General features: G+C 68.7%; 22 protein-coding genes. 6 read left to right on the plus strand and 16 right to left on the minus strand.

All coding sequences use genetic code 11. The features are described 5' to 3' along the window. Positions 1–300 precede the first annotated feature (300 nt). The 8 genes from creD to sdhC all read right to left on the minus strand — a co-directional run bounded on the left by creD (position 301) and on the right by sdhC (position 9648). Positions 301–1704, minus strand: coding sequence for a cell envelope integrity protein CreD (creD, locus tag PYV00_RS00005; protein ID WP_275226183.1), 1404 nt, complete (start codon positions 1702–1704; stop codon positions 301–303). A 119-nt stretch (positions 1705–1823) separates the two neighbouring features. Next, a complete protein-coding gene (locus tag PYV00_RS00010; RefSeq protein WP_275226184.1) occupies positions 1824–3911 on the minus strand; it encodes an FAD-dependent oxidoreductase in 2088 nt (695 codons plus the stop codon). Between the two features lie 107 nt (positions 3912–4018). Continuing rightward, the gene (locus PYV00_RS00015) at positions 4019–5827 is read right to left on the minus strand and encodes a M56 family metallopeptidase (protein WP_275226185.1); all 1809 of its coding nucleotides are present in this window, start codon (positions 5825–5827) and stop codon (positions 4019–4021) included. Further along, complete coding sequence (locus PYV00_RS00020) at positions 5824–6210, minus strand: BlaI/MecI/CopY family transcriptional regulator (protein ID WP_275226186.1); 387 nt, start codon at positions 6208–6210, stop codon at positions 5824–5826. The genes PYV00_RS00015 and PYV00_RS00020 overlap by 4 nt, the downstream gene beginning before the upstream one ends. An 88-nt stretch (positions 6211–6298) precedes the next feature. Then, positions 6299–6979: a hypothetical protein gene (locus PYV00_RS00025; RefSeq protein WP_428981599.1), complete on the minus strand. Its 681-nt coding sequence runs from the start codon at positions 6977–6979 to the stop codon at positions 6299–6301. A gap of 10 nt (positions 6980–6989) precedes the next feature. Continuing rightward, positions 6990–8798, minus strand: coding sequence for a succinate dehydrogenase flavoprotein subunit (gene sdhA, locus PYV00_RS00030; RefSeq protein WP_275226188.1), 1809 nt, complete (start codon positions 8796–8798; stop codon positions 6990–6992). A gap of 1 nt (position 8799) precedes the next feature. Beyond that, positions 8800–9183 carry a succinate dehydrogenase, hydrophobic membrane anchor protein gene (gene sdhD / locus PYV00_RS00035; RefSeq protein WP_275226189.1) on the minus strand — a complete coding sequence of 128 codons (384 nt, stop codon included), beginning with the start codon at positions 9181–9183 and terminating at the stop codon, positions 8800–8802. Positions 9184–9198: 15 nt separating this feature from the next. Further along, the gene (gene sdhC / locus PYV00_RS00040) at positions 9199–9648 is read right to left on the minus strand and encodes a succinate dehydrogenase, cytochrome b556 subunit (RefSeq protein WP_275226190.1); all 450 of its coding nucleotides are present in this window, start codon (positions 9646–9648) and stop codon (positions 9199–9201) included. A gap of 217 nt (positions 9649–9865) precedes the next feature. On the opposite strand from sdhC, the gene PYV00_RS00045 reads away from it, so the two are divergent. The 4 genes from PYV00_RS00045 (at position 9866) to PYV00_RS00060 (ending at position 13054) form a co-directional block, all read left to right on the plus strand. Next, positions 9866–10594, plus strand: coding sequence for an SDR family NAD(P)-dependent oxidoreductase (locus PYV00_RS00045; protein ID WP_275226191.1), 729 nt, complete (start codon positions 9866–9868; stop codon positions 10592–10594). Then, positions 10584–11474, plus strand: a complete 891-nt coding sequence (bla, locus tag PYV00_RS00050) for a subclass B3 metallo-beta-lactamase (protein ID WP_275226192.1) — start codon at positions 10584–10586, stop codon at positions 11472–11474. Before PYV00_RS00045 ends, bla begins: the two co-directional genes overlap by 11 nt. Then, positions 11471–12376, plus strand: a complete 906-nt coding sequence (locus PYV00_RS00055) for a 50S ribosomal protein L11 methyltransferase (protein WP_275226193.1) — start codon at positions 11471–11473, stop codon at positions 12374–12376. The genes bla and PYV00_RS00055 overlap by 4 nt, the downstream gene beginning before the upstream one ends. 276 nt (positions 12377–12652) lie before the next feature. Then, on the plus strand, positions 12653–13054 hold the full coding sequence (locus PYV00_RS00060; protein WP_275226194.1) for a DUF2459 domain-containing protein: 402 nt from the start codon (positions 12653–12655) through the stop codon (positions 13052–13054). Here PYV00_RS00060 and PYV00_RS00065 read toward each other — a convergent pair. Next, a complete protein-coding gene (locus PYV00_RS00065; protein ID WP_275226195.1) occupies positions 13042–13305 on the minus strand; it encodes a PilZ domain-containing protein in 264 nt (87 codons plus the stop codon). The two genes, PYV00_RS00060 and PYV00_RS00065, sit on opposite strands and share 13 nt — an antisense overlap. Before the next feature lie 259 nt (positions 13306–13564). Here PYV00_RS00065 and PYV00_RS00070 point away from each other — a divergent pair, with 259 nt between their 5' ends. Further along, positions 13565–13852: a DUF1153 domain-containing protein gene (locus PYV00_RS00070; protein WP_428981596.1), complete on the plus strand. Its 288-nt coding sequence runs from the start codon at positions 13565–13567 to the stop codon at positions 13850–13852. A 177-nt stretch (positions 13853–14029) separates the two neighbouring features. Here PYV00_RS00070 and ligA read toward each other — a convergent pair whose 3' ends face one another. The 6 genes from ligA to PYV00_RS00100 all read right to left on the minus strand — a co-directional run bounded on the left by ligA (position 14030) and on the right by PYV00_RS00100 (position 22580). Continuing rightward, complete coding sequence (ligA, locus tag PYV00_RS00075) at positions 14030–16198, minus strand: NAD-dependent DNA ligase LigA (RefSeq protein WP_275226197.1); 2169 nt, start codon at positions 16196–16198, stop codon at positions 14030–14032. Between the two features lie 70 nt (positions 16199–16268). After that, complete coding sequence (gene recN / locus PYV00_RS00080) at positions 16269–17933, minus strand: DNA repair protein RecN (protein WP_275226566.1); 1665 nt, start codon at positions 17931–17933, stop codon at positions 16269–16271. Positions 17934–18036: 103 nt separating this feature from the next. Further along, entirely contained in the window at positions 18037–20472 is a 2436-nt protein-coding gene (locus PYV00_RS00085; RefSeq protein ID WP_275226198.1) for a TonB-dependent receptor, read from the minus strand. Between the two features lie 111 nt (positions 20473–20583). Then, positions 20584–20772, minus strand: coding sequence for a YezD family protein (locus PYV00_RS00090; protein ID WP_275226199.1), 189 nt, complete (start codon positions 20770–20772; stop codon positions 20584–20586). Positions 20773–20940: 168 nt separating this feature from the next. Further along, the gene (locus PYV00_RS00095; protein WP_275226200.1) at positions 20941–22128 is read right to left on the minus strand and encodes a serine hydrolase domain-containing protein; all 1188 of its coding nucleotides are present in this window, start codon (positions 22126–22128) and stop codon (positions 20941–20943) included. Between the two features lie 8 nt (positions 22129–22136). Further along, entirely contained in the window at positions 22137–22580 is a 444-nt protein-coding gene (locus PYV00_RS00100) for an RrF2 family transcriptional regulator (protein WP_275226201.1), read from the minus strand. A gap of 245 nt (positions 22581–22825) precedes the next feature. Here PYV00_RS00100 and katG point away from each other — a divergent pair, with 245 nt between their 5' ends. Further along, the gene (katG, locus tag PYV00_RS00105; protein WP_275226202.1) at positions 22826–25042 is read left to right on the plus strand and encodes a catalase/peroxidase HPI; all 2217 of its coding nucleotides are present in this window, start codon (positions 22826–22828) and stop codon (positions 25040–25042) included. 105 nt (positions 25043–25147) lie between these two features. Here katG and PYV00_RS00110 read toward each other — a convergent pair whose 3' ends face one another. Continuing rightward, complete coding sequence (locus PYV00_RS00110; RefSeq protein ID WP_275226203.1) at positions 25148–25945, minus strand: outer membrane protein assembly factor BamD; 798 nt, start codon at positions 25943–25945, stop codon at positions 25148–25150. Between the last annotated feature and the right edge of the window lie 56 nt (positions 25946–26001).

Consider the following 26001-nt stretch of genomic DNA (forward strand, 5'->3'; position numbering starts at 1 on the left):
GCGAGTCGAAGGCTGAAGCCAGTATCCGACTGAAGTCGGAGGGGTTGCTCCCAGAGGGGGACCCTCAAGGACGAGATAGAGCGCGGGATGAAGCTGATGGGCGTGACGCGGGTGGACCAGCTCACCAGCGACCGGCTGCGCTGGCGGTAAACCGCTGCTCTCACCTTTTCGGGGGAGAGATACGCAGGCTCGCCGGCTTGCCCGGCTGGCTGGAGTTGAGAGGGGGCGGCAACGCGGGCGTCGCGCCCCGGCCCCGCCCCTCTCCCAACCCTCTCCCCTGAAGGGGAGAGGGCTTTGGGTTCAATTCGCCGCGATTTCCCGTCGGCCCACATTGCTCCAGTCGATGTTGCGGGTGGCGTACATCACGCCCGCCAGCGCCACGAACAGCAGCACCGAGCCGATCAGCAGCGACAGCGCCTCCAGGTTCAGCAGCACGAACAGCACCGCGTAGAGCCCCACCAGCAGCGCGCCGATGAAGCCCGCGCGCTTCCAGCTTTTCAGCACCGCCGCGCTATAGGCGGTGAGCAGGCCGATGATCGCGCCGCCCGCCAGCAGGTAGGCGCCGGTAAAGCCGATCACTTCGGCAAAGGCGAGCAGCAGCACGAAGAACAGCACCAGCCCCGCGCCGGTCAGCAGGTATTCGGCCGGCGCCACCCGCGCGCCGCCGACCACGTCGAACAGCAGGAACGCCAGGAAGGTGAAGCCGATGAACAGGAAGCCGTACTTCACCGATCGGTTGACCTTCGAATAAAGGTCCACCGGCTCGACCAGCCCCACCGTCACCGCCAGCGACTGGCCGGGCGCGCCATCGGTCACGATCGGGCCCGGCATATAGGTGCCGGTGGCATCGATCACCGGCGGCCCCGGATCGTCGGCCGAAACCGGCGCCTGCCCCAGCGCAAGCTTGTCGATCGTATAGTCCGCGCCAAAGCCCTTGCCGGAAACCGTGCGCCTTTCGGGCAGGAAGCCCCCGCCGAAGCTGGGGCTAGGCCAGCTTGAGGCGACATGCCAGCGCGTCTGCCCGCCGCGCGGGACCAGGCTGAGGCTGCGGCTGCCGCGCAGGCCGAATTCGTATGCCACCGCCAGCGTGCCCGCGCCGTCCCACGGCACGAAGGCGAAGAAGCCCTGTCCGCCCGTCGCACCCGGCCCTTTGCCCGGCTCGACCGCGAGCGGCTTGCCATTGGCGGTGATCGTGCCGCCCCGCGTCAGCCCGCGCGCGTCCGAGGCACCGACGCGCAACTCGGCGCGTTCCCAGATAAGCTGCCCGGGCTTCACCCCGAAGCGCGGCAAATCGCCCGGCAAGGCGAAGCGCGCCGCGCCTTTCACCGCCGCCTCGTACAGCACGGTGCGATAGATCGACTTGCGCCGCTCCTGCGGCACGACATTGGTCTCGACCCGGTTCTCCACCGGCGAGACGAACAGCTCGCGCTCCACTTCGACCGTGCGCGACACCGTCTGGCCGTCGATCACCTGGTTCTGCGTCTCGGCCGTGCGGTAAGGCACCACCAGCACGGGCCCGGCGACGACTTGCGGCCCGCCCCAGCCGGCGTTGATCGATGCCTGCGCGGTGTTCGACTGGTCCTGCCGGTCATAGACCAGAGCATAGACCAGCAGCAGCGGGATCATCAGGGCAAGGCCGATCAGGGCTGCGAAGAGCAGCTTCAGCCCGGGTGATCGGTCCTTGCGCAAATCTTCTTCCGACATGATTCGTCCTTCCCTGGTCGTTGGCCGTGGCGCGTGCATTCTGTCGCACAAACGGCACGGCTCATCGACATCGCCGCTTCCGGCTTGCTCGCGGCTGAACGAAGCGGCGCCGTCACATCTCAGTCCGGGCGCGGCACATCCGCCGGAAACGGCATGACCGACAGCGGATCGGGCGCGAACCAGGCATCGGCGATCGAGGCGGGCGCACCCGGCTCGCCGATCAGGCGGGCGAACTTGTGCCCCTCGAACGGCGCGGCGGCGAGCATCCGCGCGGCAAGCGCATCGCCGATGGTGAACAGCTGCGCCACCTTGCCTTCCAGTGCGCGGGCCAGCCCGTCCTGCGGCACCCGGCCCGTCGCCAGCACCACCGCGTCGGCCGGCTCGGCCATGGCATCGCCGGTGTGCACGTCATACAGCGTGATGCTGCCCTCGCCGATCTCGCGCAGCCATGTCGAGGGCCACAGCTCCACGCCCGCGCGCTTCATCCGCGTGACGATATAGCGCTCTTCCCAATTGTCGGTGTTGCGCTGCGAGACGGGCGCATAGCCGGCCGTGACGAAGCGCACGCGCGCGCCGGCATCGGCCAGCAGCTCGGCAATGCCGGTGCCGGTGTGATAGCCTTCGGCATCGCAGATCCAGACATCGCCCGTGGGCCGCGCGCCGCCGGCCAGCACCTCCTCGGGCCGCAGCACGAAGGCCCGGTCCCAGCCCGGAATATCACGGTCGCAGGTCACGCTGCGCCCGCCGGGGCTATAGCGCGCGCCCGTGGCGACGATCACCGCGTCAGGCGCCAGCGCCAGCACGGCGGGCGCATCGGCGCGCGCGCCGAGCCGCACTTCCACGCCGAGCCGCGTCAGTTCCGCCGCCCACCAGTCGATCGCGGCCGCATAGTGCCCCCGCCCCGGCAAGGCCGACCACCAGCCCAGCGCGCCGCCCAGCGCATCGCCCGCCTCGAACAGCGTCACGCGATGCCCCTTGCGCGCCGCGACGCGCGCGGCTTCCATGCCGCCGGGCCCGCCGCCGACCACGACCACGCGCGAAGGCCGCGCCGCCGTGCCATAGCTGTCGTGCCCCCACAGGCGATCGCGATAGGAGGCGGGGTTGATCGCGCAGCCCTGCGCGCCGTCGCCGCCCGCCGCCGTGCACCAGTTGCAGGCGATGCAGGTACGGCCCAGATGCTCGGTGCCGGCGCGGGCGTGCCGCACGAAATCGGGCTCGGCGATAAGCTGGCGGGCCGATCCGATCACGTCGCACACGCCCGCTGCCAGCGCGGCTTCGGCCTCGGCCATGCGCGTGATGTTGCCCAGCACCGAAAGCACCGGCACCGCGCCCGCCGCGCCGCGCACTTGCTCCACGAAGGGCCGGTAATACTGGTGCGCCTCGAACCCGGTGGGCATACCGTGGTGGAACTGCTGCGGTTCCAGCCCGACATCGAGGTCGATATAGTCGATCAGCCCGCTGGCCGAGAGCCTGGCGACCACGTCGCGCGCGGTCTCGATGCCATAGCCGCCGGCCATCTGCTCATCGCAATTGAGCCTCAGCCCCACGGCGAAGGCCGCGCCGCCGCCCGCGCGGCAGGCTTCGAGCGATTCGACCAGGAAGCGCATCCGGTTTTCCAGCGAGCCGCCGTATTCATCCTCCCGCTCGTTGAACAAGGGCGAAAGGAACTGCTGGATCAGCGCCGCGTGGCTGACATGCAGCATGATCCCGTCAAAGCCGGCCTGGGCCATGTTGGCGGCGGTCTCACGCGTCGCCGCGATCATCCGGGCGATCTCGCCGCGCGTCATCGCCCGGGTGGAATGCGCCCGGCCGTTGAGGCCGAACTGGCGCACCGATGGCGCCAGCGCCGGCGCGGGCGTGCCCAGCGGCTGCCAGGAACCCGCGCCGATCCAGTGATAGAACGGCTCGCCGAAGATCTTGCCGCCCGCATCGTGGATCGCCTCGGTCAGCACGCGGAACGCGGCGATATTGGCCGGATCGTGCGGGCTCGGCTGGCGGGTGCGGCCCCGCTCGTGCATCGCCAGCGCGACCACGACCAGCCCGCAGCCGCCGCCCCGCACCCGCTCGGCGCTATAGGCGACCAGATCGTCGGCGGGCTTGGTCCCGGCCGAGAGCGCGCTGCCGTGCGGCGCGAAGAAATAGCGGTTGGGCAGTTCCACTGGCCCCAGCCGCACCGGCGCGAACACGTTCGGATATTTCGGATGCAATCCCCGTCCCCTCGTCCCTTTGTTTGGGGGCGAGGTTATGGCGCGCGGCGACGGGGTGCAATGTCCGCGTTGCCCGGATCACCCTCGCCGGGCTCACCAGGCCGCGTTTACCGGGCCTCGGCGCGGGCCTCGGCGATCTGCCCGTCAAGCTGCGCGACGATGTCCGAGCGAACCTCGGGCGGGAGCGAGCGGTTCGACGCGATCGAGGCGCGCGCCTTTTGCAGCGCGGGAATGATCTGGTGCGAAACGTCCGGCGCGCCGGTGCAGATGCGCATTTGCGTCGCGCTGGCGGCCGGCCCCTGACCCGCCCAGGCCGTCCGGCTGGAGGAGCCGCCGGCAGGGCAAGTGCTGTCGATCACCATGGTGCGGGCAACGCTGCGGTTGCCGTTCGCGTCGCGCCCGGCGATGCGGATCGTCTGCACCTTGCCATCGCGCGAAGTGCTTTCCTCCACTTCGGGCGCCATCGTCCACGCACGCTCGCGCAGCCGTTCGGCATCGGCGGTTCGGCGCTCGGCATCGGCGGCGATACGCTCGGCCCGGCGTTCCGCTTCGGCGGCGCGGCGTTCGGCATCGCGTTCCGCACGGTCGGCCTGCGCTTCGGCGCGGGCCATGTCGCGCTCGATGCGGGCATCGATCTCATCGTCGCTCAAGGGCCGGTCGGTGACGAACTCGAAAGTCTTGCCCTCATGCTGGACGACGCGGCGATAGGTCTTGCGATCCTGGCCTTCGGGGCAGTCCTTGGTGCGAGTGGTGCGGCCGTCCTGCGTGACGACTTTCTCGGTGCAATCGCTGGTGAATTCGCGGTGCACGATGCGCGCGGTGGTGCCGGGCAGCGGCGGCTCGGGTGCGGGCGGAGCCTCGGGCGCCAGCGGCGCTTCGGGCATCTCGGGCTCGCGCGGCGCGGCCGGGGCGGGCAGATCGGCGGTGGGATCGGCCTCGGTCGCGGCATAAGTGATCGTCGCGGTCAGCGGCACGCCGATCACGGCGGCGGCGAACAGGCTGCGGCCCAGCAGCCGGCGCCGCTCCGAAACGTCGTTGCGCACCAGCGCCTTGAGGCGATGGATGATCGGCTTGTCGCCCGAAAGCGGCCCCGCCATCGGCGCGGCGAGCGCCAGGCGCGGGCCAGCGGCGAACGAGGCGATCAGCCGGCCATAGCGCTCCCGCTCGGCCCGGCCGCAGCCGTTCATCACGCGCGCATCGCACGCCGCTTCCTGATCGCTGCGCAAGGCGCGCCAGGCCAGCCAGGCGACGGGATTGAACCAGTGCAGCGCGAACAGCGGCTGGACGGCGATATTGGCTGCAAGATCGTTGCCGGCGTGGTGCTGCAACTCATGCGTCACGGCAAAGTCCGAAGCGTCCGAATCGGCCGTCGCGAGAAAGCCGGCGGGCAGCGCCACGACCTTGTCGAGCACGCCGAAGGCCACCGGGGCGGCCACCGCCGGGCTCTCGACGATGCGCACCCTGCCCGCGCGGCCGACATGGCGCGCGTCGCGCAGCAATTCGCGGCGCATGGCGCGATAGCCGATCGTGCGCGCCAGCAGGAACACCACCGCCCCGCCCAGCCAGACCGCCAGCAGGATCTCGCCCCACGGCAAGGCGGCAAGCTGGCCCAGCAAGGGCGCCGCCGGCGCGCTGGCGGGTTCGGCCACGACCGCAACCGGCACGGCATCGGCGATCGCCGCCGCCGGCCGCGCGGGAGCGGCTTGCGCCAGCAGCGGCGACAGCGCGAATTCGGGCCGCGCCACGGTTTCCTCAGGCAGGACCAGCGGCGGCAGGAACAGCCGGATCATCGGCAGCGCCCACAGCGCATAGGCCGCGGCGGGGCCGAACCAGCGGCCCACCGGGCGGCGAACCAGCAGCACCAGCGCCATCAGCGCGCCCGTCATCACCAGCGTATCGATCAGCCATTCGATCATGACTTGAGCTCCTGCAGCAGCGCCTCGATCTCGGCGATGTCATCCAGGGTCAGCGCTTCGGATTGCGCAAGCTGGGCGAACAGCGGCGCGGCGCGCCCGCCGAACAGCCGGTCCACCAGCCGGCGGCTTTCCGTGCCGACATACTCGGCGCGCGCGATGACCGGCGAATAGAGGAAGCGCTTGCCATCGGGCTTGGTGGCCACGGCATGCTTGGTGACAAGCCGCGAGAGCAGCGTCTTGACCGTGGCCAGGCTCCAGCCGCGCGCGCCGCAAACCTTGTCGCAGACTTCGGCGGCGGTCAGCGGGCTGGTTTCCCACAGCGCTTCCATCACCGCATGTTCGGCATCGCTGATGCGTTCAGGCTGGCCGCCGTCTTCCGCCACGTCACTCCCCTTCGTCTACATACGTAATCGACTACGTCTGTAAACATGAACCGTGAGTGAATGCCAGCAGGCCCGCGCCGGGGCCCGGTCAGGGCGTCGGCGGATCGGCCGCCTTGCGGAACAGGATGCGGCGATCGAAGCGTTCCAGCACCAAGGCGCCGTCCTCAATGGGCAGCATCGCGTGATCGAACGCGACGAAGCCCAGGTCGTTGGCGTGGAAAGCGAAGCGCAGCGTCCTGCCTCGCGCGGACCGCACCGCCACGGGCTCGCCCCGCACCGCGAACACCGGCAGCGCCAGCGCGACCGAGGCGACATCCTCGCCCGGCGCCAGCGGGATTTCCAGCCCGTCAGCCGCGAAATCGGCGGCGAAGGTCGCACCGTCGGCCAATGTCACCACGGCGCTGAACAACGGGCGTGGCAGCCCATCGGGCACGTCCAGAACGAGCTTGAGCGCGGGTGATCCGCCGCTGCTGCCTGTATCGCCCAGGTATTCGAAAGCCGGCGGGGTGGACGCATCGCTGGTAAGCGCAATGCCGCCTTCCTCGCGCGTCCAGCTTCGCGCCGAAGCCTCGTCCACCGCGCCATAGCTCAGCGCGTAGCGATAGCGCCCGTCCGCGCCGAGTTCGAGCCGCGCGGCCAGTTCCATCTGGCCGCCATCGTAAACCCCGGCGAGCGCGGCGTCGGCGGCATCTCCCGCCCACGCGCCAGCAGGCGCGAGCAGCAAGAGGAACGCGGCGATGGCCCCCAGCAGGGAAACCACCGTCCGCATCCGCTTCACCTCAATAGACGCGCGCCTTCGGCTTGATGTACGCGACATCGTCGGTCATCGTGTATTCGTGCACCGGACGGTAATCGAGCGTGACCGCGCCGCCTTTGCCGCCCCAGCCATCGAACCACGACAGGGTGTGCTTCATCCAGTTGGCGTCGTCGCGGTTGGGGAAATCCTCGTGCGCGTGGGCGCCGCGGCTTTCCTTGCGGGCGTGGGCGCCGTGCAGCGTGACGCTGGCCTGGCCGATCAGGTTGTCCAGCTCCAGCGTCTCGACCAGGTCCGAGTTCCAGATCAGGCCGCGATCGGTCACGTGGACGTCCTGCATCCGCTGGTAGGTGTCGGCCAGCTTCACCTTGCCTTCGGCCATCAGTTCGTCAGTGCGGAACACGGCGGCGTGGGTCTGCATGGTGCGCTGCATCTCGACCCGGACTTGCGCGGTCGGCGAGCCGCCATTGGCGTGGCGGAAGTGATCGAGCCGGCTGAGCGCGAGGTCGGCCGAATCCTTCGGCAGTTCGTCGTGCTTCATGTCGGGCTTGATCAGTTCCTTGAGGCGGTGGCCGGCGGCGCGGCCGAACACGACAAGGTCGATGAGCGAGTTCGAGCCGAGGCGGTTGGCGCCGTGCACCGAAACGCAGGCCGCCTCGCCCACCGCGAACAGGCCCGGCACGGTGGCATCGGGATTGTCGGCGGTCGGGTTGATGACTTCGCCGTGATAGTTCGTCGGGATGCCGCCCATGTTGTAGTGGACCGTGGGGCAGACCGGCAGCGGCTGGCGCGTCAGGTCCACGCCCGCGAAGATCTTGCCCGATTCGGTGATGCCCGGCAGACGCTCGGCCAGCACCTTGGGATCGATGTGATCGAGGTGCAGGTAGATATAGTCCTTGTGCGGGCCGACGCCGCGCCCTTCGCGCATTTCCATCGCCATAGAGCGCGAAACGACATCACGGCTGGCCAGATCCTTGGCGGACGGCGCATAGCGTTCCATGAACCGCTCGCCTTCCGAGTTCGTCAGGTAGCCGCCCTCGCCGCGCGCGCCTTCGGTGATGAGCACGCCCGCGCCGTAGATGCCGGTGGGGTGGAACTGGACGAATTCCATGTCCTGCATCGGCAGGCCGGCGCGCAGCACCATGCCGCCGCCGTCGCCCGTGCAGGTGTGGGCGCTGGTGCAGGTGTAGTACGTGCGGCCATAGCCGCCCGTCGCCAGCACGACCGCATGGGCGCGGAAGCGGTGGATCGAACCGTCATCCAGGCACAGCGCGATCACGCCCCGGCAGACGCCGTTTTCCATGATAAGGTCGATCGCGAAGTATTCGATGAAGAAGTCCGCGTCGTACTTCAGGCTCTGCTGGTAGAGCGCGTGCAGCATGGCGTGGCCGGTGCGGTCGGCCGCGGCGCAGGTGCGCTGCACCGGCGGGCCCTCACCCATGTTCTGCATGTGGCCGCCGAACGGGCGCTGATAGATCGTGCCGTTGGGGTTGCGGCTGAACGGCACGCCGGCGTGCTCCAGTTCATAGACCGCCTGCGGCGCTTCGCGCACCATGTATTCGATCGCGTCCTGATCGCCCAGCCAGTCCGACCCCTTGACGGTGTCGTACATGTGCCAGGTCCAGTGATCGGGCGTGTTGTTGCACAGCGAGGCGGCGATGCCGCCCTGCGCCGCCACGGTGTGCGAACGGGTGGGAAAGACCTTGGTGATGCAGGCCGTCTTCAGCCCGGCCTCGGCACTGCCCATCGTGGCGCGCAGGCCCGAGCCGCCGGCGCCGACGACGACGGTATCGTAAACGTGATCGATGATCGGATATGCGGGCTGAGTAGCCATGTCATGCGCCTCCCAGCGCGAGGCGAACCACGCAGAAGACGCCGAAGGCGGCCCCCGCGAAAGTGATCAGGTTGAGCGCGGCGACGCAGGCGAACTTGTTGGCGTGCTCGTGAACGTAGTCTTCCATCATCACGCCCACGCCCATGCGCGCGTGCCAGAAGGTGGAGATCACCAGCAGGGCCATGGCGGTTGCCGGCACCGGAGCGGAAATCCATTCGATCACCGTCTGGTAGTGCAGGTTCGGCAGCAGCAGCAGCGACACGCCGAGCCAGACCACGAGAAGCAGGTTGCCGATCGCGGTGAAGCGCTGCATCAGCCAGTGGTGAGGGCCCGTCTTGGCCGAGCCGAGGCCGCGCACGCGGCCGATCGAAGTTCCGTTACCCATATCGAGACGAGTCCCTCAGCGAAGAAGCAGGAGTGCCCAGAAGATCGCGGTCATCGCCACCGCAAGCACGGGGGAGAGGATCGACCAGGTGCGGTTGGCGTTCAGCTCGTAACCCGCGCCGATATCGAGCACGAAGTGCCGCAGGCCCGAAGCCGCGTGCGTGAAGAAAGCCCAGGTGATGCCGACGAGCACCACCTTGAAGGCCAGCCGGATCAGCGAGGTAACGAGGCCGAGCCCGCTCCAGTCGAGGGTGGAGAGATCGGCCCAGACCCAGCCGGTGAATGTGGCATAGGCGGCGGGTCCGCTCGCCAGCGCGCCAAGCCACCAGAGCAGCAGCGCAAGGCCGACGAAGGCCAGGCCGTTGCCGCTGACGCGGTGGAGGATCGAAACCGCCATGTGCGGCCCCCAGCGCCAGATCTGGAGGTGGGGCGAGAGCGGACGGTTGCTGGTGCCGGCTTGGGCCATGCGGTGCGAATCCCCTTTAGCGCTGGGCAGCCCCCGGCGCTGCCCTCGTGCCTACCCCCTTAGTCAAAATGCGCCGCCGTTCAAGCACTCGTGCCGCATTGCGGCAATTCAGCGCGGCATTTCAATATCGGCGAAGCGTGCCCTACGCGCGAACACGGATGGGTGTAACCGTGCCAGCGGCTTTCATGCGCGGCCAAGTCGTTCTACGGAGCCGGCCATGGATACCAACGCGAAAACGCCTTCCGTCCTTGTCACCGGGTCCAGCCGGGGAATCGGCGCCGCCATCGCGCAAGCCCTGCGCGCGCGCGGCGCGATCGTGATCGGCCATGCCACGCGCGCTATCGACGATGCCACGATCGCCGCCGATCTGGCCGATCCGGCCGCCCCCGCCCGGCTGTGGGACGAAGCGCTGGCGCGCGCGGGCGGGCGGATCGACGTCCTGATCAACAATGCCGGGCTGTTCGAGCCCAATCCGATCGCGCGGGATGATGCCGGCTGGCTGGCCGACTGGGACCGCACCTTGCAGATCAACCTCACCGCCGCCGCGCAGCTTTCGCGCTCGGCCGTGGCGCACTGGCGCGCCGAAGGGCGGGCGGGACGGATCGTGCATATCGCCAGCCGCGCCGGCCATCGCGGCGATTCGCCCGATCACTGGCACTATGCCGCCGCGAAAGGCGGGATGCTGGCGCTGCACAAGACGATCGCGCGCGGCTATGCCGGCGAAGGCGTGCTCAGCTATGCGATCTCGCCGGGCTTTACCGCCACGGCCATGGCGGACGATTACCTGGCCAGCCGGGGCGGCGCCGGGCTGCTCGCCGATATCCCGCTGGGCCGCTTGGCGACGCCCGAGGAGATCGCCGTGATCGCCGTGTTCTGCGCGCTTGACGCCCCCGCCAGCATGACCGGCGCGGTGCTGGATGCCAATGGAGCCAGCTATGTCCGCTAGGCCGCACGGTCTTGTCGCGCTGGGCCTGCTGGCCGTCGCCGCCTGCGCGCCGCAGGCCGCCCCGGTCCCGGCGCCGGCCCGGCCGAACCTGGTCGCCGCCTGCGCGGGGCGCGACGGCTGGAGCGATCCGGCACCGCCCGCCCCGGTGTTCGGCAATGTCTACGATGTCGGCACATGCGGCATCACGGTGCTGCTCATCACCTCGCCGCAAGGCCACATCCTGATCGACGGCGCGACCGAGGAAGCCGTGCCCTCGATCCTGGCCAATATCCGCGCGCTGGGCTTCCGGCCGGGCGACATCCGCTGGCTGCTGGCCAGCCACGAGCACGTCGATCACGCCGGCGGGCTGGCCGCGCTCAAGCAGGCGACCGGGGCCAGGCTGGCGGTGCGGGCCGAGGCGCGCCGCGCGTTCGAGACCGGCGAGCCCGATCCGCAAGACCCGCAGCTGGGCCTGTCGACATTCGCCCCGGTCAAGGTGGATCGCGTGCTGGCCGATGGCGAAGTGGTCACGCTCGGCCCGCTCGCCCTCACCGCGCACGCCACGCCGGGCCACACGCCGGGCTCGACAAGCTGGACCTGGCGCTCGTGCGAGGGCGAGACGTGCCATGCCATGGCCTATGTCGACAGCCTGACCGCCGTTTCGGCCGACGCCTACCGCTTCACCGACCATCCCGCCTATGTCGCCACGTTCCGCCGCACGCTTGGCCAGGTGGGCCAGCTCGATTGCGAGATCCTGATGACGCCGCATCCCTCGGCCAGCGCCCTGTTCGAACGGCTGGCCGGCACGCAGCCGCTCGCCGATCCCGCGGCCTGCCGCCGCTATGCCGAGAACGGGCGCGAACGGCTCGACGCGCGGCTGGCCAGGGAGGCCGGCCGATGAGCTGGAAAGTCACCGCCCATGCCCCGCGCGGCGTGATCGAGGCCGCGCTGCTGGCGCACGAGGACGCACTCGACTGGAACCCGGACATCATCATCGCCGGCAGCGAAGTGGCCGAGGACCGGCCCGATGACTGGGTGCTCGAAGCCTGGCTGGAAGCAAGGCCCACCGCCGCCGTGCGCAACGCCATCGCCGCGCTGTTCGCCGCCGGCGCCCCGCCGCTGACGGTCGAGCGCCTGCCCGATACCGACTGGCTGACGCAGAGCCAGCAGGGGCTGGAGCCGATCCGCGCCGGCTGCTTTCATGTCCGCACGCCCGAGCGGCCGGCACTGGCCGAACCCGGCGTGATCGATTTCGCCATTCCCGCCAGCCGGGCTTTCGGCACGGGCCATCACGAAACCACCGCCGGATGCCTGGCCATGCTGGCCGCGATGAAGCAGCGCGGCGTGATCGTGCGCAATTGCGCCGATATCGGCACCGGCACCGGGCTGCTGGCGTTCGCCGCACTGGCGCTCTGGCCCCGCGCGCTGGCGATCGCGAGCGACATCGACGCGGTCTGCGGCGCGGTGGTGGCCGATAACGCGGCGCGCAACGGCATCGCCATCGGCGCGCGCGCGGGCGAGCTGGTGATGACGATCGCGCCCGGCATGGACAGCCCGCTGATCGCCGCGCGCGGACCTTACGACCTGGTCATGGCCAATATCCTGGCCGGCCCGCTGATCGCGCTGGCACCCGATTTCGCCCGCGCGCTGGTGCCGGGCGGCCACTTGCTGCTGGCCGGGCTCCTGACCGGGCAGGAAGCCAAAGTGCGCGCCGCCTGCCGCCGCGCCGGGCTGCGGCTGGCGGCGCGGATGGTGCGGGGCGACTGGTCCATCCTGTGGCTGCGGCGGCGGCCCGCGCGCTGAGCCGCATCGCTCGCGCGGCGGCGGGCAGCCTGGCGCTCGGCGTGGCGCTGTTCCTGCTCGCGGCGTGGATCGGCTCGTCGCTGCCGCGCAATCCGGGCTGGCGCGAACCCGCGCGCGGCGTCACGATCATGGTGGAAAGCAACGGCATCCACACCGCGCTGGTCCTGCCCGCGGTGACGCCCGCGCAAGACTGGCACGCGCTGTTCCCGCCCGACCGACACCGCCGATCCGGCCCGGCCCTATACCCATGTCGCGATCAGCTGGGGGGAGCGCGAGGTGTTCCTGGACACGCCGACCTGGTGGGATCTTTCCCCCGCCACCGTGCTGCGCGTGATCGGCGTGGGCGGCGAAGGGCTGCTCCATGTCGAGCACTATGTCCGCCCCGCCCCCGACGCGCAGGTCCGCCCGCTGCGGCTGACCGAGGCGCAATACCGCGCGCTGGTCGGCGCGATCACGGCGCGGATCGGCCCGCGCGGGCCCGGCCGACGCCATCGCGGCTATGGCCGGCAGGACGTGTTCTACGAAACCGGCGGCAGCTACACGGTGACGCGCACCTGCAACCAGTGGACCAGCGACATGCTGGCGGCGGCCGGCGTGCGGGTGGGCCGCTGGACGCCGCTGGCGGGCGGCGTGATGAAATGGGTGCCCGCGCCGGCCGGGGCCGGTCAGGCCGAATAGAGGCGGATCGATACCAGCGCGGGGTGATAGCGCTGCAGCACGCCGAGCGCGCGGGCGGAAATCGGCTCGTCGAATTCGAAGCCGGCGCGATCGCCCACGCTCCAGCGCACGGTGCCGGTGATCGGACGCACCGAATCGACCTTGAAGCGCAGGCGCTGGCCGACGCCGGGGCGCAGGTCGCCGGAGACAAGCTGGCACCCTTCCGACGAAACGTGCCGCAAGACCGCCGAACCGATCGGCGTGGCGGCCACGCGCGCACAATCCAAAGCAGACCGAGACATCAGCAACCTCCTTGGATTGGGTGGTAAGTAAGAAAGGTAAACCCGCCGTTAACATGTCATCAACAAATCGGGTGGGACTTTCTCCTTTATTATCAGGTGTTTGATTTTGGGACACTCGAATGGAATTAACCTTCCCGCAAAGCACCGTATTAACCGTTAGGCATCAATCCATAAGCGCATCGGGGGGCTGAACTACCAGCTCAAGAGGCGCGAAATGCTTCAGAATGACATGAACAAAACGTCCGAGGTGATCGGACCGCTGGGGGAGGCACTGACCCGCAACGACTTGCCACCGCCCAACACCTCGCGCTGGGTCATCCGGCGCAAGGCCGAAGTGGTGGCGGCGGTCAATGGCGGGCTGCTGACGATTCCCGAAGCGTGCAAGCGCTATGACCTCACGCTTGAGGAACTGGCGTCGTGGCAGCGCGCGGTCGAACGCGAAGGCATGGCGGGCCTGCGCGCGACCCGCGTGCAGCATTACCGGCAAATCCACGAACATCAGGGGCGTCACGCCTGATTCCATCGCCATGGCCGGCGGCGCGGTCCCCTATCGGTGTGTCCCCCGGTAGAGGCCGCGCCCCGTGCGCGCGGCGTACCGAAGTAGTCCAGGGCCCCCGCGCTAAGCCCTGGGCTACTTCGGCACGCCGCGCGTCTTTATGGAAAATGCGCGGAAAGGCGCATGTCCGAACCCACTCTACCCCGCCGCGTTGACGATCTCGGCCCATTCCGCCTCGTCGATCACGCGGATGCCGAGTTCGGCGGCCTTCTTCAGCTTCGATCCCGCGCCCGGCCCGGCGACGACGAGATCGGTCTTCGGCGAGACCGAGCCCGCGGCCTTGGCGCCCAGCCGCTCGGCCTGCGCCTTGGCTTCGTCGCGGCTCATCGTCTCCAGCTTGCCGGTGAACACCACGGTCTGGCCGGCGACTTCGCTGTCCTTGGTCTCGACCACGTAAGGCGGGGGATCGACCTGGCCCGTCTCGGGGTCGAGCAGGTCGGCCCACACGTCGCGGTTGTGCGGTTCGTGGAAGAAATCCGCCAGTGCATAGCCCACCGCCGGACCGATCCCATCGGTGCGAACCTGCAATATCCGCTTGATCTCGGCGAGCATACGCGCCGCGAAGGGGCTGGGCTTCTCGTCCTCGCCCTGCGGGTTTTCCTCGCGATAGCGGTAAATCTGCTCCGCCCGTTCCGGCAGCAGGCGGATATCCGCCAGCCCCTTCATCAGATCACGCGCCGTCACCGCGCCGACATGGCGGATGCCCAGGCCGAACAGCAGCCGCGCGGCATCGGGGCGGCGCTTGCTTTCGATCGCCGCCAACAGGTTATCCACCGACTTGTCCTTCCAGCCCTCGCGTGTCAGCAGTTCGTCGCGGTGCTGGTGCAGGCGGAAGATGTCGGCCGGGCTTTCCAGCCAGCCGAGCGCGAAGAACTCATCGATCGTCTTCTCGCCCAGCCCCTCGATATCGAGCGCGGCGCGGCTGACGAAGTGCTTGAGCCGTTCGGTGCGCTGCGCCGGGCAGATCAGGCCGGCCGTGCAGCGCACATCGACTTCGCCTTCCTCGGCCACGGCTTCGGAATGGCACTCGGGGCAATGGTCGGGGAAGATATAGGCGGGCCGCTCTTCGTCGCGCGTCAGGTTGTCGACCACTTGCGGGATCACGTCGCCCGCGCGCTGGAGCACGACGCGGTCGCCCGGCCGCACGCCCAGCCGGGCGATCTCATCGCGATTGTGCAGCGTCACGTTGGTGACGGTGACGCCGCCCACCAGCACCGGCCGCAGCCGCCCCACCGGCGTCAGCTTGCCGGTACGGCCCACCTGGATGTCGATCGCTTCGAGCACGGTCTCGGCGCGCTCGGCCGGGAACTTGTGCGCCAGCCCCCAGCGCGGCGCCTTGGCGACGAAGCCCAGCCGCGCCTGCCAGTCGAGCCGGTCGACCTTGTAGACCACGCCGTCGATCTCATAGGCAAGGCCCGGCCGCGCGGCGCGGATCGCCGCGTAGGCCGCCAGCATCTCGTCCAGCGAATGGCACAGGCGGAAATCGGGCGAGACCGGCAGGCCCCAGCTTGCGATCCTGCGGATCACCTCGTGCTGGCTCTCGCCCGGCACTGCGCTCGCCGCGCCCCAGCCGTGCGCCCAGAAGCGCAAGGGGCGCCTGGCGGTGACGCCCGCGTCCTTCTGCCGCAGCGATCCGGCGGCGGCGTTGCGCGGATTGGCGAACTGACGGACCTTGCCGGGATCGAACGGTTCGCCCTTCGCCTCGGCCTGCGCCTTGGCTTCGGCCATCAGATGATCGTTGAGCGCGTGGAACGCGGCCTTTTCCATATAGACCTCGCCGCGCACCTCGAACACGGCGGGCACTTTGCCGGCCAGTTCCTGCGGGATGTCGGCGATGTGGGCGACGTTGGGCGTCACGTCCTCGCCCACCAGCCCGTCGCCGCGCGTCGCCGCACGCACCAGCTTGCCGTGCTCGTAGCGCAGCGAGCAGGACAGGCCGTCGATCTTGTCCTCGGCGGTGACGACCACCGGCGCGTCCTCGGGCAGCGCCAGGAAACGGCGCACGCGGGCGAGGAATTCGCCGACTTCCTCGGGCGTGAACGCGTTGTCGAGGCTCATCATGCGAACCTCGTGCGTCACCTTGGACAGCGGCGAGGCGGCGATCTCGTGCCCGACCTGGTTGGTCGGCGAATCCGGCCGGACCAGATGGGGGAATTGCGCTTCCAGCTCCGCATTGCGGCGCACCAGCGCATCGTATTCGGGGTCGGAGATCTCGGGCGCGTCCTCGGCATGGTAGAGCCGGTTGGCGCGAGTGATCGCCCTGGCAAGACGCATGAGTTCGTTGGCGGCTTCGGCTTCGCTCGTCATGGCCCGCTGATAAGCCACAGCCCGGCCATTTGTGAACGCGATTCGTCCACGAAATGCGGCCGGGCGGACTTCAAACCCCCTCCAGCAGCCTGTCCGCCTGCGCGCGCGCCTCGTCGGTCACTTCGGCGCCCGACAGCATCCGGGCGATCTCTTCCTTGCGTCCGGGTTCGTCGAGCAGCGTCACCGAAGTGCGCGTTACGGTGCCATGCGAGGACTTGGCGATCATGTAGTGCCGCCGCCCGCGCGCCGCGACTTGCGGGCTGTGCGTGACGGCAAGGAGCTGGCCCGCCGAAGCCAGCCGCGCCAGCCGCTCGCCGATGGCCGAGGCGACCGCGCCGCCCACGCCCCGGTCGATCTCGTCGAAGATCACCGAGGCCGCCCCGCCTTCCTCGGCCAGCGCGACCTTGAGCGCCAGGATGAAGCGCGACAATTCACCGCCGCTGGCGATCTTGGCAAGCGGGGCGAAATCGGCGCCGGGATTGGTGCTGATGAGGAATTCGACCGCGTCCTTGCCGCTCGCGCCCCAGCGCTCCTCGGGCAAGCGGGTGACGGCGGTGCGGAAGCGCGCGGCATCGAGTTTGAGCGGCGCCAGCTCGGCCGCGACCGCCGCGTCGAGCCGCAGCGCGGCCGCCGCGCGCAAGGCGTGGAGTTCCTCCGCTCGCGCGCGATAGGCGCTCGCCGCGGCCTGCGCCGCGCGTTCGAGACCGGCGATCGCTTCCTCCCCGCTTTCGATCGCATCGAGTTCGGCGCGCATGGCGCGCATCCGCTGGGGCAAATCGTCGACCGCGCAGCCGTGCTTGCGCGCGGCGGCGCGCAGATCGAACAGCCGCGTCTCGATCCGGTCCAGCTCGGCCGGATCGTGCGCCAGCGCCTCGGCCGCCCGTTCGAGATGGTCTTCCGCCTCGCCCGCCTCGATCACCGCGCGGTCGAGCGCGGCCAGCGCCTCGGCCAGCAACGGGTGCTCGCCCGCGATCCGGTCGAGCCGCCGGGCGGCGCCGCGCAAGCTCGCCAGCGCCGAATCCGATCCGGCCCACAAGTGCTGCAGCTCGGCCAGATCGTCGGCCAGCTTCTCGCCCTTCTGCATCGTCGCGCGGGCGAGCGCGAGCTGCTCTTCCTCGCCCGCGACCGGCTCCAGCGCGGAAAGTTCGGCCAGATGGGCCAGCAGCAGGTCCTGATCCTCGGCCGCCTTGGCGACGAGCGCGCGGGCGGCATCGAGCGCGGCCTGCGCCTCGCGCCATTCCCGCCACGCCGCCTCCACGCCCGCGACATCGCCCCCGGCGAAGCGATCGAGCAGCGCGCGGTGGCCGCGCGGATTGACCAGGCCGCGATCGTCATGCTGGCCATGGATTTCGACCAGCGCGGGCGCCAGTTCGCGCAGCAGCGCCGCGCTCACGCTCTGGTCGTTGACGAATCCCTTGCTGCCGCCGTCCGCCTTGAGCTGGCGCTTGAGGATGAGGGGTTCGCCCGGCTCGATCTCGATCTCCGCTTCGTCGAGCACCGCCCGCACCGCGGCCGGCAAGGCGGAAAATTCGAAGCTGGCGGTCACGCTCGCGCGGTCTTCGCCGGCACGCACCAACCCGCTGTCGGCACGGTTGCCGAGCACGAGGCCGAGCGCGTCGAGCAGGATCGACTTGCCGGCCCCGGTCTCGCCCGTGAGCACGCCGAGCCCGCCGGCGAACTCGAGATCGAGCGCCTCGATCAGCACGATATTGCGGATGGAAAGCCGGGTGAGCATGTTCGCCACGCGTTCTAGCGAAATGCGGAACAGGCGTCACCCGGCTTCGCTACGTCCGGGTGCAAGGGGGGCCCGGACGAAACAATATTAGCGCAAGCCGATTTCAGAAATCCGACTTGACCGTAAGCCCCCAGGTCCTCGGATCGCCCGGCTGGCCGGCAACCAGGCCGACGTTGCTCGGCGCGACCTGCAGCAGCTCGAAGTAGTTGGTATCGAACGCATTGCGCACCCAGCCATAGACGTCGAAGCCGCCGGAGCGGAAACCGGCCCGGAAGTTGGTGAGCGCATAGCCCTTCACGTTGGTATAGATCGATTCGGAGGGGTTCGACGAGAAGCTGGACCGGTAGTTGCCGTCGACGCCCAGATAGACCTCGCCGTCCTTCGCCAGCAGCGTGACCGGCGCGTTGACCTCGGCCCCATACGAGAACGACCACTTCGACACGCCCGGCAGGCGCTGGCCGGAGATGTCGCAGTTCGCCGGGCTGTTCGCGCCGGGTGTGCCCGCCGGCCCCGGCGGCGTGCCGGTGCCACCGCCGGCCAGCTCGGGCGGGCACGGCGCATCGACGAACTTCTTGTACTTCGCATCGGTATAGGCGCCGTTGGCATAGGCGCTGAAGCGCTCGCTGGGCCGGACGGAGAAATCGGCTTCGACGCCCTGCGAGCGGACCTTGCCGGCATTGGCCAGATAGCCGCGCAGCACGCCAAGCTGCCCGTTGGTCACGGTCGCCTGGTAGTTCTTGATATCGGTGCGGAACGCGGTGAGGTTGAAGGTCGCCTTGCGATCCCAGAACTGGGTCTTGACGCCGGCTTCGAAGTGGTTGACCGATTCGGGCTTGATGACGCCCGCCGAAACGATCGGATTGCCGGCGGCATCGGTCGGCAGGCCGTTCTGGTTGATGCCCACGGTCTTGAAGCTCTTGGCATAGGTCGCATAGGCCAGGATATCGGGCGCGATCTTGTAGTTGACGTTCAGGTCATAGCTGAAGTTCCAGTCGCTGACCGAGGGCGCGCTGAGCTGCGGCGAGAACACGCCGCACTGGGCCGCCCCGATGGAGCCGGCAGGTTGCGGGCAAGTCAGGATCGCGCCCTGGCCGGTGGTGACGACGCGTTGATAGAAGCCCGACTTCTTGTCATAGTTCACCCGCACGCCCGGCTGGATCGTCAGCGCATCCGTCACCTTCCAGCTTGCCTGGCCGAACAGGGCAGCGCTGGTGCTCTTCAGATACTGGGTATTGCGTGCGGTCAGGCCGGCCAGGACCGTGGGATCGTTCGCCAGGGCGCCCGTCAGGTTCCATTTGCTGGAATTGACGCCCTGCTGCTCGAAACCCTGCGTATCGATCCGCTGCTTGAAGCCAAACGCGCCGACGACGAAGTCGATCTTGTCGCTTTCGTAATTGTAGCGGAATTCCTGCGAATACTGGTCCTGCTGCGAGGGATTGTTCGATGCGGAAACGATCGACAGGCCGGTGAAATCGCGATCGTTCTCCGGCTTCCAGTCCCAGAAGCGCCAGGCGCTGACCGAAGTGAGCGTGCCGGGGCCGACATCCCACTTCACCCGCAGCGAAGCGCCGCCGATCTTGTTGCCGGCGCTGAGCGGAGCATCGACGTCGGTCAGCCGGTCGAACGGCTTGCGGCTGACGACCGTGTAGTTCTGCAGCGCGGCGAGCGCCTCGTACTGGCGCGCCAGCGCGCGCTGGGTCAGCCCCGTGCGCACGAACACGGTGCCGCAGCATTCGGGGTCCTGCCTGCTGTAGTCGCCGCTCAGCGTGATGCTCAGGCCATCGTTCGGCTTGAACAGCAACTGGCCGCGCAGGCCCAGGTTGTCCTGCTCGTTGATCCAGCGATCGGTAGTGACGTTGTAGATCGTGCCGCGCCGGCTGGTCGAGGAAATCGCGATGCGCGCCGCCAGCGTGTCCGACAGCGGGCCCGAGACGGCGGCCTTGGCCTGCTTGAAATCGAGGTTGCCCACTGTCACTTCGGCCTTGCCCTCGAAATCGAAGGTCGGCTGGTTGGTGGTGATGTTGATCGCGCCTGCCGTGGTGTTCTTGCCGTAAAGCGTGCCTTGCGGGCCGCGCAGCACTTCGACTTGCGCGACGTCGAGGAAATCGAACACGGCGGCGGCGACGCGCGAATTGTAGACATCGTCGACATAGATGCCGACGCCCTGCTCGAAGCCGTCGCTGGTCAGGCCGAACGGCACGCCCAGGCCGCGGATGTTGACCGCGGTATTGCGCGGGTTCGACGAATAGACCTGGAGCGTGGGCGTAAGCTGCTGGAGCTTGTTGATGTTGAAGTTGCCGGTCGCCTCGATGCTCTCGGCATTGATCACCGAGATCGCCAGCGGCACTTCCTGGGCGGTTTCCGCGCGGCGGCGGGCGGTGACGATGATGTCATTGCCCGAATCGTGCGCGTCGCTGGCGGACGGAGCCATGTCGGCCGATGGCGTTTGCGTGGCTGGCGCGGCCCCCTGCGCCAGAGCGGCGCTGGGCAAGGCCAGCGCTGAAGATGCAAGCAATATGGTGCGGACGAACGAATGCATTGCCAAATCCTTTGGAGAGGGAATTGGACGCATCCGGCGGTCCGGTCTGCATCGGTCATGGGGTGAGCGCCCGCCCGCGATCGGGTCAGGCCGCAAGATCAGGTCAAACGATCAAGTGAACCGCTGCCGCTCGGTCACGTCGAGCTGAACCACGCGCCCGTCGTGAATGGTGAGATGGACCGCGCCGTAACGCAGCCGTGCGACCGCCTCGGCCACTGCGGAAAGCGCCGGGTTCGACTTGTCCTTGCCTGCGTCTTGACCAGTGGAAATCTGATTATCGGGGTTATCGGAAGATCGCATGCCAGGCCTCCTTCGCAACCGGGCATATTCTCTACCAATTAGATAGACAACCAAAATTTTCCTTGCCTGCGCCAAAGCGAAAGTTCTGCACGCCGATGCGAAGAGCCGCCGTGGCAAAGCCCACCGACGGCCCGGATTCCCGTTTCCGGCGCGATGCGGCCCGGTGCGTTACCCGCCGCAGCCCGGCGCATTGGTGGCAAAAACGGCGGCTTCCACCGCGTCCGACGCAAGATCGACCGATTCCGAATTGCCCAGCATGGCAATCGTCACATCGCTGTCGGGATAATGCGCCAGCCAGGACTTGAAGCCGTCGATCCCGCCGCTGTGCCACAATCGCGGGCCTTGCGGCGTCCGCGTGATCACCAGCCCCATGCCGTATTCGGAATCGAGATTGCGCCGCCAGTCCTCGGGCATTCCCTGCTTCACCGTGCGCCCATCGGCCAGCAGGCCCGGCCGCGTCATCAGCGCCAGCGCCCCGGCGTCGATCACCCGGCCGGCATAGAGCGCCTCGGTCCATTTCAGCAGGTCGCCGGCCGTGGTCCTGAGGCCGCCCGCCGCCCAGGTCATCGTCGGGCTGACCCAGTCGGCCGCGACATAGCCCGAAGGCACGCCCGCAACCTTGCGATAGCCACGCGCGCGGTGCGGCACGACTTCGGCCGGATGATCGAGCGCGGTGTGCTCCAGCCCGGCCGGACGCAGCAGGCGCGCGTCGAACACGTCCTGCAGCGGCTGGCCGGTCACGCGCTCCGCAACGATGCCCAGCAGGACATAGTTCGAATTGCTATAGGCCCAGCGCGTGCCCGGCGCGAAATCCAGCGGCGGGCGCAGATGGACGATCCACGCCAGCATTTCGGCCGGGGTGCGATGCACCGCCTTGGTCTTCAGCCCTTGCGCGTCATCGGTGAAATTGTGCACGCCGGCGGTCTGCACCAGCAACTGGTACAGCGTGATCCGCCGGGCCCTGGGCATCTCGGGGACATAGCGCGACAGCGGATCGTCAAGCCCGATCCGCCCTTCGCGCGCCAGCGACAGGATCGCGGCGGCGGTGAACTGCTTGGTGACGGAAGCGAGCGCAAACACGGTCTCGGGCGTCACCGGCACCCCGTCCTCGATATTGGCCAGGCCATAACCGCGCTCGAACAGGGTACGGCCTCCGCGCGACACCGCGATCATCACGCCCGGCGTGCCGCGATCCATCATGCCGCGCGCGGCCAGGTCGATCGCCCGCTCCGCCGCCGGGCACAAGCGGGTCGGCGCGGGAGGGGCCGCGCGCGCCGCCGAGCCGAACATACCGGCCAGCGTCCCGGCCAGCACGCCCGCCAGCACGGTTACGAGCAGCGGGAGCGGCCGGCGCATCGCCCGGCTCAGGCTTCCAGTTCGTCTTCGAACGGGGGTTCGGTGACGATGGGATCGGCCAGCGTCATCCGGTCGAGCATCGCCGCCATCTCGTCGCGCAGCGTCAGCATCAGGCCGCGCAGCCGGCATTCGGCTTCGGGCAGGCAATTGGTGCAGGTCTCATGCGCGTTGCGGCTGGCGCAAGGCACCAGCGCCAGGCTGCCCCGGGTGATGCGGATGATGTCGCCATAGCGGATGTCGACTGGCGGCAGCGCCAGTTCATAGCCGCCCGACCGCCCCCGGTGCGAGGCGACGATCCCCTCGCGCACCAGTTCGGAAAGGATGACGGTCAGGAATTTGCGCGGAATGTTCTGCGCGCTGGCGATCTGGTCCAGCCGGATCGAACCCTTCTGGTAATGGTCGGCCAGTTCCTGCAAGGCGCGGATGGTATATCGGGTCTTCTGCGAAAGCATGTGCGAACACTCAGCGCCGTTCGTGCGAAAAAGTCAACTTACCGGCTAGAGTCTGACCTGGGGATGAGCGCGGTTATGCCCAGCCATCAATGCCGGGCCGGCATGAATCGCGCCTGAGCCGATTACTTTTACAGACTGATCGGCATTTCCGATCTCAGTCAACGAATCGATCTATTTTCCCCATTTCTGGCGCAGGTCTATCCCAAGGCCCTCACGATATAACGTGAGGCCAAGGAGAGGGTGAAATGCGCAAGACTTCCACATCCGTGCTGGCCGTGCTCGCGGCCACGATGAGTCCCGCGTTGATCGCGGCGCCGGCCCATGCCGAGGAAACGGCCATGTCGAATACCGACTGGTGGCCCAGCCGGCTGGACCTGAGCCCGCTGCGCCAGCGCGATCCGGGGGCCAATCCCTATGGCGCCGATTTCGACTATGCCGCCGAATTCGCCACGCTCGATCTCGCGGCGGTGAAGCGGGACATCAACGCCGTCCTCACCACCTCGCAGCCGTGGTGGCCGGCCGACTATGGCAATTACGGCCCCTTCTTCATCCGCATGGCCTGGCACAGCGCCGGCACTTATCGCGTGGGAGACGGGCGCGGCGGCGCGGGCGGCGGCGAGCAACGCTTCGAGCCGCTCAATTCCTGGCCCGACAATGTCAGCCTCGACAAGGCGCGCCGGCTGGTCTGGCCGGTCAAGCAGAAATACGGCCGCAAGCTCTCCTGGGGCGACCTGATGGTGCTGACCGGCAATGTCGCGCTGGAGAACATGGGCTTCAAGACGCTGGGCTTCGCCGGCGGGCGCGTCGATTCGTGGGAGCCGGACCTGGTGTTCTGGGGGCCGGAGAAGAAGTGGCTTGCCGATGAGCGGCGCGATGGCAAGGGCGGCCTCAAGGGCCCGCTCGCCGCGACGCAGATGGGGCTGATCTACGTCAATCCCGAAGGCCCCAACGGCAAGCCCGATCCGATCGCGGCGGCCGCCGACATCCGCCTGGCCTTCGGCAACATGGCGATGACCGACGAGGAAACCGTGGCGCTGATCGCCGGCGGCCACACGTTCGGCAAGGCGCATGGCGCGCACAAGCCCGACGAATGCGTCGGCGCCGATCCCTCGGCGGCGGCGATCGAACAGCAGGGCCTGGGCTGGGCGAACACATGCGGCAAGGGCCATTCGGAAGATACCGTGACGAGCGGGCTGGAAGGCGCCTGGTCGGCCAATCCGATCGCCTTCACCACGCAATACCTCGACAACCTGTTCGGTTTCGACTGGGTGCAGACCCGCAGCCCGGCGGGCGCGGTGCAATGGGTGCCCAGCGATGCCGCCGCCGCCGCGCTGGTGCCCGACGCGCACGTGAAGGACAGGCGCCACGCGCCGATCATGTTCACCACCGACCTCGCGCTCAAGCAGGACCCCGGCTTCCGCGCCATCGCCATGCGCTTCCATGACGATCCCAGGCAATTCGCCGATGCCTTCGCCCGCGCCTGGTTCAAGCTGACCCATCGCGACATGGGGCCGAGCGCGCGCTATCTCGGCGGCGAGGTGCCCAAGGAAGCCTTCTCGTGGCAAGACCCGCTGCCCAAGGCCGATTACGCCGTGATCGACGCGGCCGACGCGGCCCAGCTCAAGGCGAAGATCCTGGCCAGCGGGCTCACCGGGCCCGAACTGGTCAAGGCGGCCTGGGCCTCGGCCTCCACTTTCCGGGGCACCGACATGCGTGGCGGAGCCAACGGCGCGCGCGTCCGGCTGGCGCCGGCGAAGGACTGGGCGGTGAACGATCCGGCGGAACTGGCCAAAGTGCTGGGCGCGCTCGACAAGGTGCGGCAGGATTTCAACCGTTCGGCCAAGGGGGGCAAGCAGGTCTCGCTCGCCGACCTGATCGTGCTGGGCGGCAACGCGGCGGTCGAGCAGGCGGCGCGGAAAGCCGGCCAGGACGCCGCCGTGCCATTCACGCCGGGCCGGGTCGACGCCACGCAGGCGCAGACCGATGCCGCTTCCTACGAATACCTGCGCCCGCGCGCCGACGGCTTTCGCAACTACTACGGCGCCGATGCCGGCGCCTCCCCGGCCGAAATGCTCGTGGACAAGGCCAACATGCTGGAACTGACCGTGCCGGAAATGACCGTTCTGGTCGGCGGTATGCGCGCGCTGGACGCCAATGCCGGGCATTCCTCCAGCGGCGTTCTCACCACCCGCCCCGGCACGCTGAGCAACGACTTCTTCGTCAACCTGCTCGACATGTCGACGCAGTGGTCGAAGTCGGCCGGGACGCCGGGGCTTTATGAAGGCCACGATCGCGCCAGCGGCAAGCTGAAGTGGACGGCAACGCCGGTCGATCTGGTGTTCGGATCGAATTCGGAACTGCGCGCCGTGTCCGAAGCCTATGCCTCGAACGACGCGCGCGAGATGTTCGTCAAGGATTTCGTCGCGGCCTGGACGAAAGTGATGAACCTGGACCGCTTCTGACGCAGCCGGACCCGGGGGGGGCGCGCGTCATGCCGCCGCCTTCGGGGCCGCTTTCCGGCAGGGGTCGCACCAGCCCCGCCCCGGATGGCGCCCGGACGGCGCCGGTCAGCTCGCGGTGGTTTGCGGCGCGTGCTTTTCCATCAGCTCATAGGCGCGGCGATACCACTTGCTGTCGGGATAGTTGGCCCGCAGCACCGCCGCCGATTTCTGCGCCTCTTCGGGAATGCCCAGCGACAGGTAGCTTTCGACCAGCCGGAAGAGCGCCTCGGGCGCGTGGCTGGTGGTCTGGAAGTCGTCCACCACATTGCGGAACCGCAATGTCGCGGCCAGCCACTTGCCGCTGCGCTCGTAATAGCGGCCGATGGTCATTTCCTTGCCGGCCAGGTGATCGTCCACCAGGTCGAGCTTGAGCTTGGCATCCGAGGCATACGTCGTGCCCGGATAGCGGCGCATGACTTCGGTCAGCGCCTGCTTGGCCTGCAGCGTGATCTTCTGGTCGCGCGTCACGTCGCTGATCTGCTCGTAATAGCATACCGCGATCAGGTAATAGGCGTAGGGCGCGTCCTTGTTGCCGGGGTGGATCGAAAGGAAGCGCTGCGCCGCCTGCGTCGCCTTGGTATAATCGCGCGCGGCGTAATAGCTGAACGCGCTCATCAACTGGGCGCGGCGGGCCCAGGGCGAATAGGGATGCTGGCGTTCCACCTCGTCGAACAGCGCGGCGGCCTGCTTGGTCTGCCCGCGGTCCAGACGGTCCTTCGCCGCCATGTAGAGCGTATCGACATCCCGCGCGACATAGGCGGTGTCCTTGTTGGCGCCGCCCTTTCCGGCGCAGCCGGCGGTCAGCACGATTGCCCCGGTGGCGGCGGCAAGCAGGGCGGTTTTCAGTCGCGAGTGTTCGAACATGGCGGGTCTATAGCCAGCGCGCGCCTGAACGCCAAGTGAAGTTGCGGGCGATCGCG

It is taken from the genome of Novosphingobium album (ex Liu et al. 2023) (genome assembly GCF_029076845.1).
Lineage (GTDB): Bacteria > Pseudomonadota > Alphaproteobacteria > Sphingomonadales > Sphingomonadaceae > Novosphingobium.

Coding starts and splice junctions, on each gene's coding strand:
- sdhC (WP_275226190.1), bottom strand. CDS start 9,648: ATGGCCCAAGCCGGCACCAGCAACCGTCCGCTCTCGCCCCACCTCCAG.
- PYV00_RS00100 (WP_275226201.1), bottom strand. CDS start 22,580: ATGCTTTCGCAGAAGACCCGATATACCATCCGCGCCTTGCAGGAACTG.
- PYV00_RS00110 (WP_275226203.1), bottom strand. CDS start 25,945: ATGTTCGAACACTCGCGACTGAAAACCGCCCTGCTTGCCGCCGCCACC.
- PYV00_RS00095 (WP_275226200.1), bottom strand. CDS start 22,128: ATGCGCCGGCCGCTCCCGCTGCTCGTAACCGTGCTGGCGGGCGTGCTG.
- PYV00_RS00015 (WP_275226185.1), bottom strand. CDS start 5,827: ATGATCGAATGGCTGATCGATACGCTGGTGATGACGGGCGCGCTGATG.
- PYV00_RS00085 (WP_275226198.1), bottom strand. CDS start 20,472: ATGCATTCGTTCGTCCGCACCATATTGCTTGCATCTTCAGCGCTGGCC.
- bla (WP_275226192.1), top strand. CDS start 10,584: ATGTCCGCTAGGCCGCACGGTCTTGTCGCGCTGGGCCTGCTGGCCGTC.
- PYV00_RS00090 (WP_275226199.1), bottom strand. CDS start 20,772: ATGCGATCTTCCGATAACCCCGATAATCAGATTTCCACTGGTCAAGAC.
- recN (WP_275226566.1), bottom strand. CDS start 17,933: ATGCTCACCCGGCTTTCCATCCGCAATATCGTGCTGATCGAGGCGCTC.
- katG (WP_275226202.1), top strand. CDS start 22,826: ATGCGCAAGACTTCCACATCCGTGCTGGCCGTGCTCGCGGCCACGATG.
- sdhA (WP_275226188.1), bottom strand. CDS start 8,798: ATGGCTACTCAGCCCGCATATCCGATCATCGATCACGTTTACGATACC.
- sdhD (WP_275226189.1), bottom strand. CDS start 9,183: ATGGGTAACGGAACTTCGATCGGCCGCGTGCGCGGCCTCGGCTCGGCC.
- PYV00_RS00070 (WP_428981596.1), top strand. CDS start 13,565: ATGAACAAAACGTCCGAGGTGATCGGACCGCTGGGGGAGGCACTGACC.
- creD (WP_275226183.1), bottom strand. CDS start 1,704: ATGTCGGAAGAAGATTTGCGCAAGGACCGATCACCCGGGCTGAAGCTG.
- PYV00_RS00055 (WP_275226193.1), top strand. CDS start 11,471: ATGAGCTGGAAAGTCACCGCCCATGCCCCGCGCGGCGTGATCGAGGCC.
- PYV00_RS00045 (WP_275226191.1), top strand. CDS start 9,866: ATGGATACCAACGCGAAAACGCCTTCCGTCCTTGTCACCGGGTCCAGC.
- ligA (WP_275226197.1), bottom strand. CDS start 16,198: ATGACGAGCGAAGCCGAAGCCGCCAACGAACTCATGCGTCTTGCCAGG.
- PYV00_RS00025 (WP_428981599.1), bottom strand. CDS start 6,979: ATGCGGACGGTGGTTTCCCTGCTGGGGGCCATCGCCGCGTTCCTCTTG.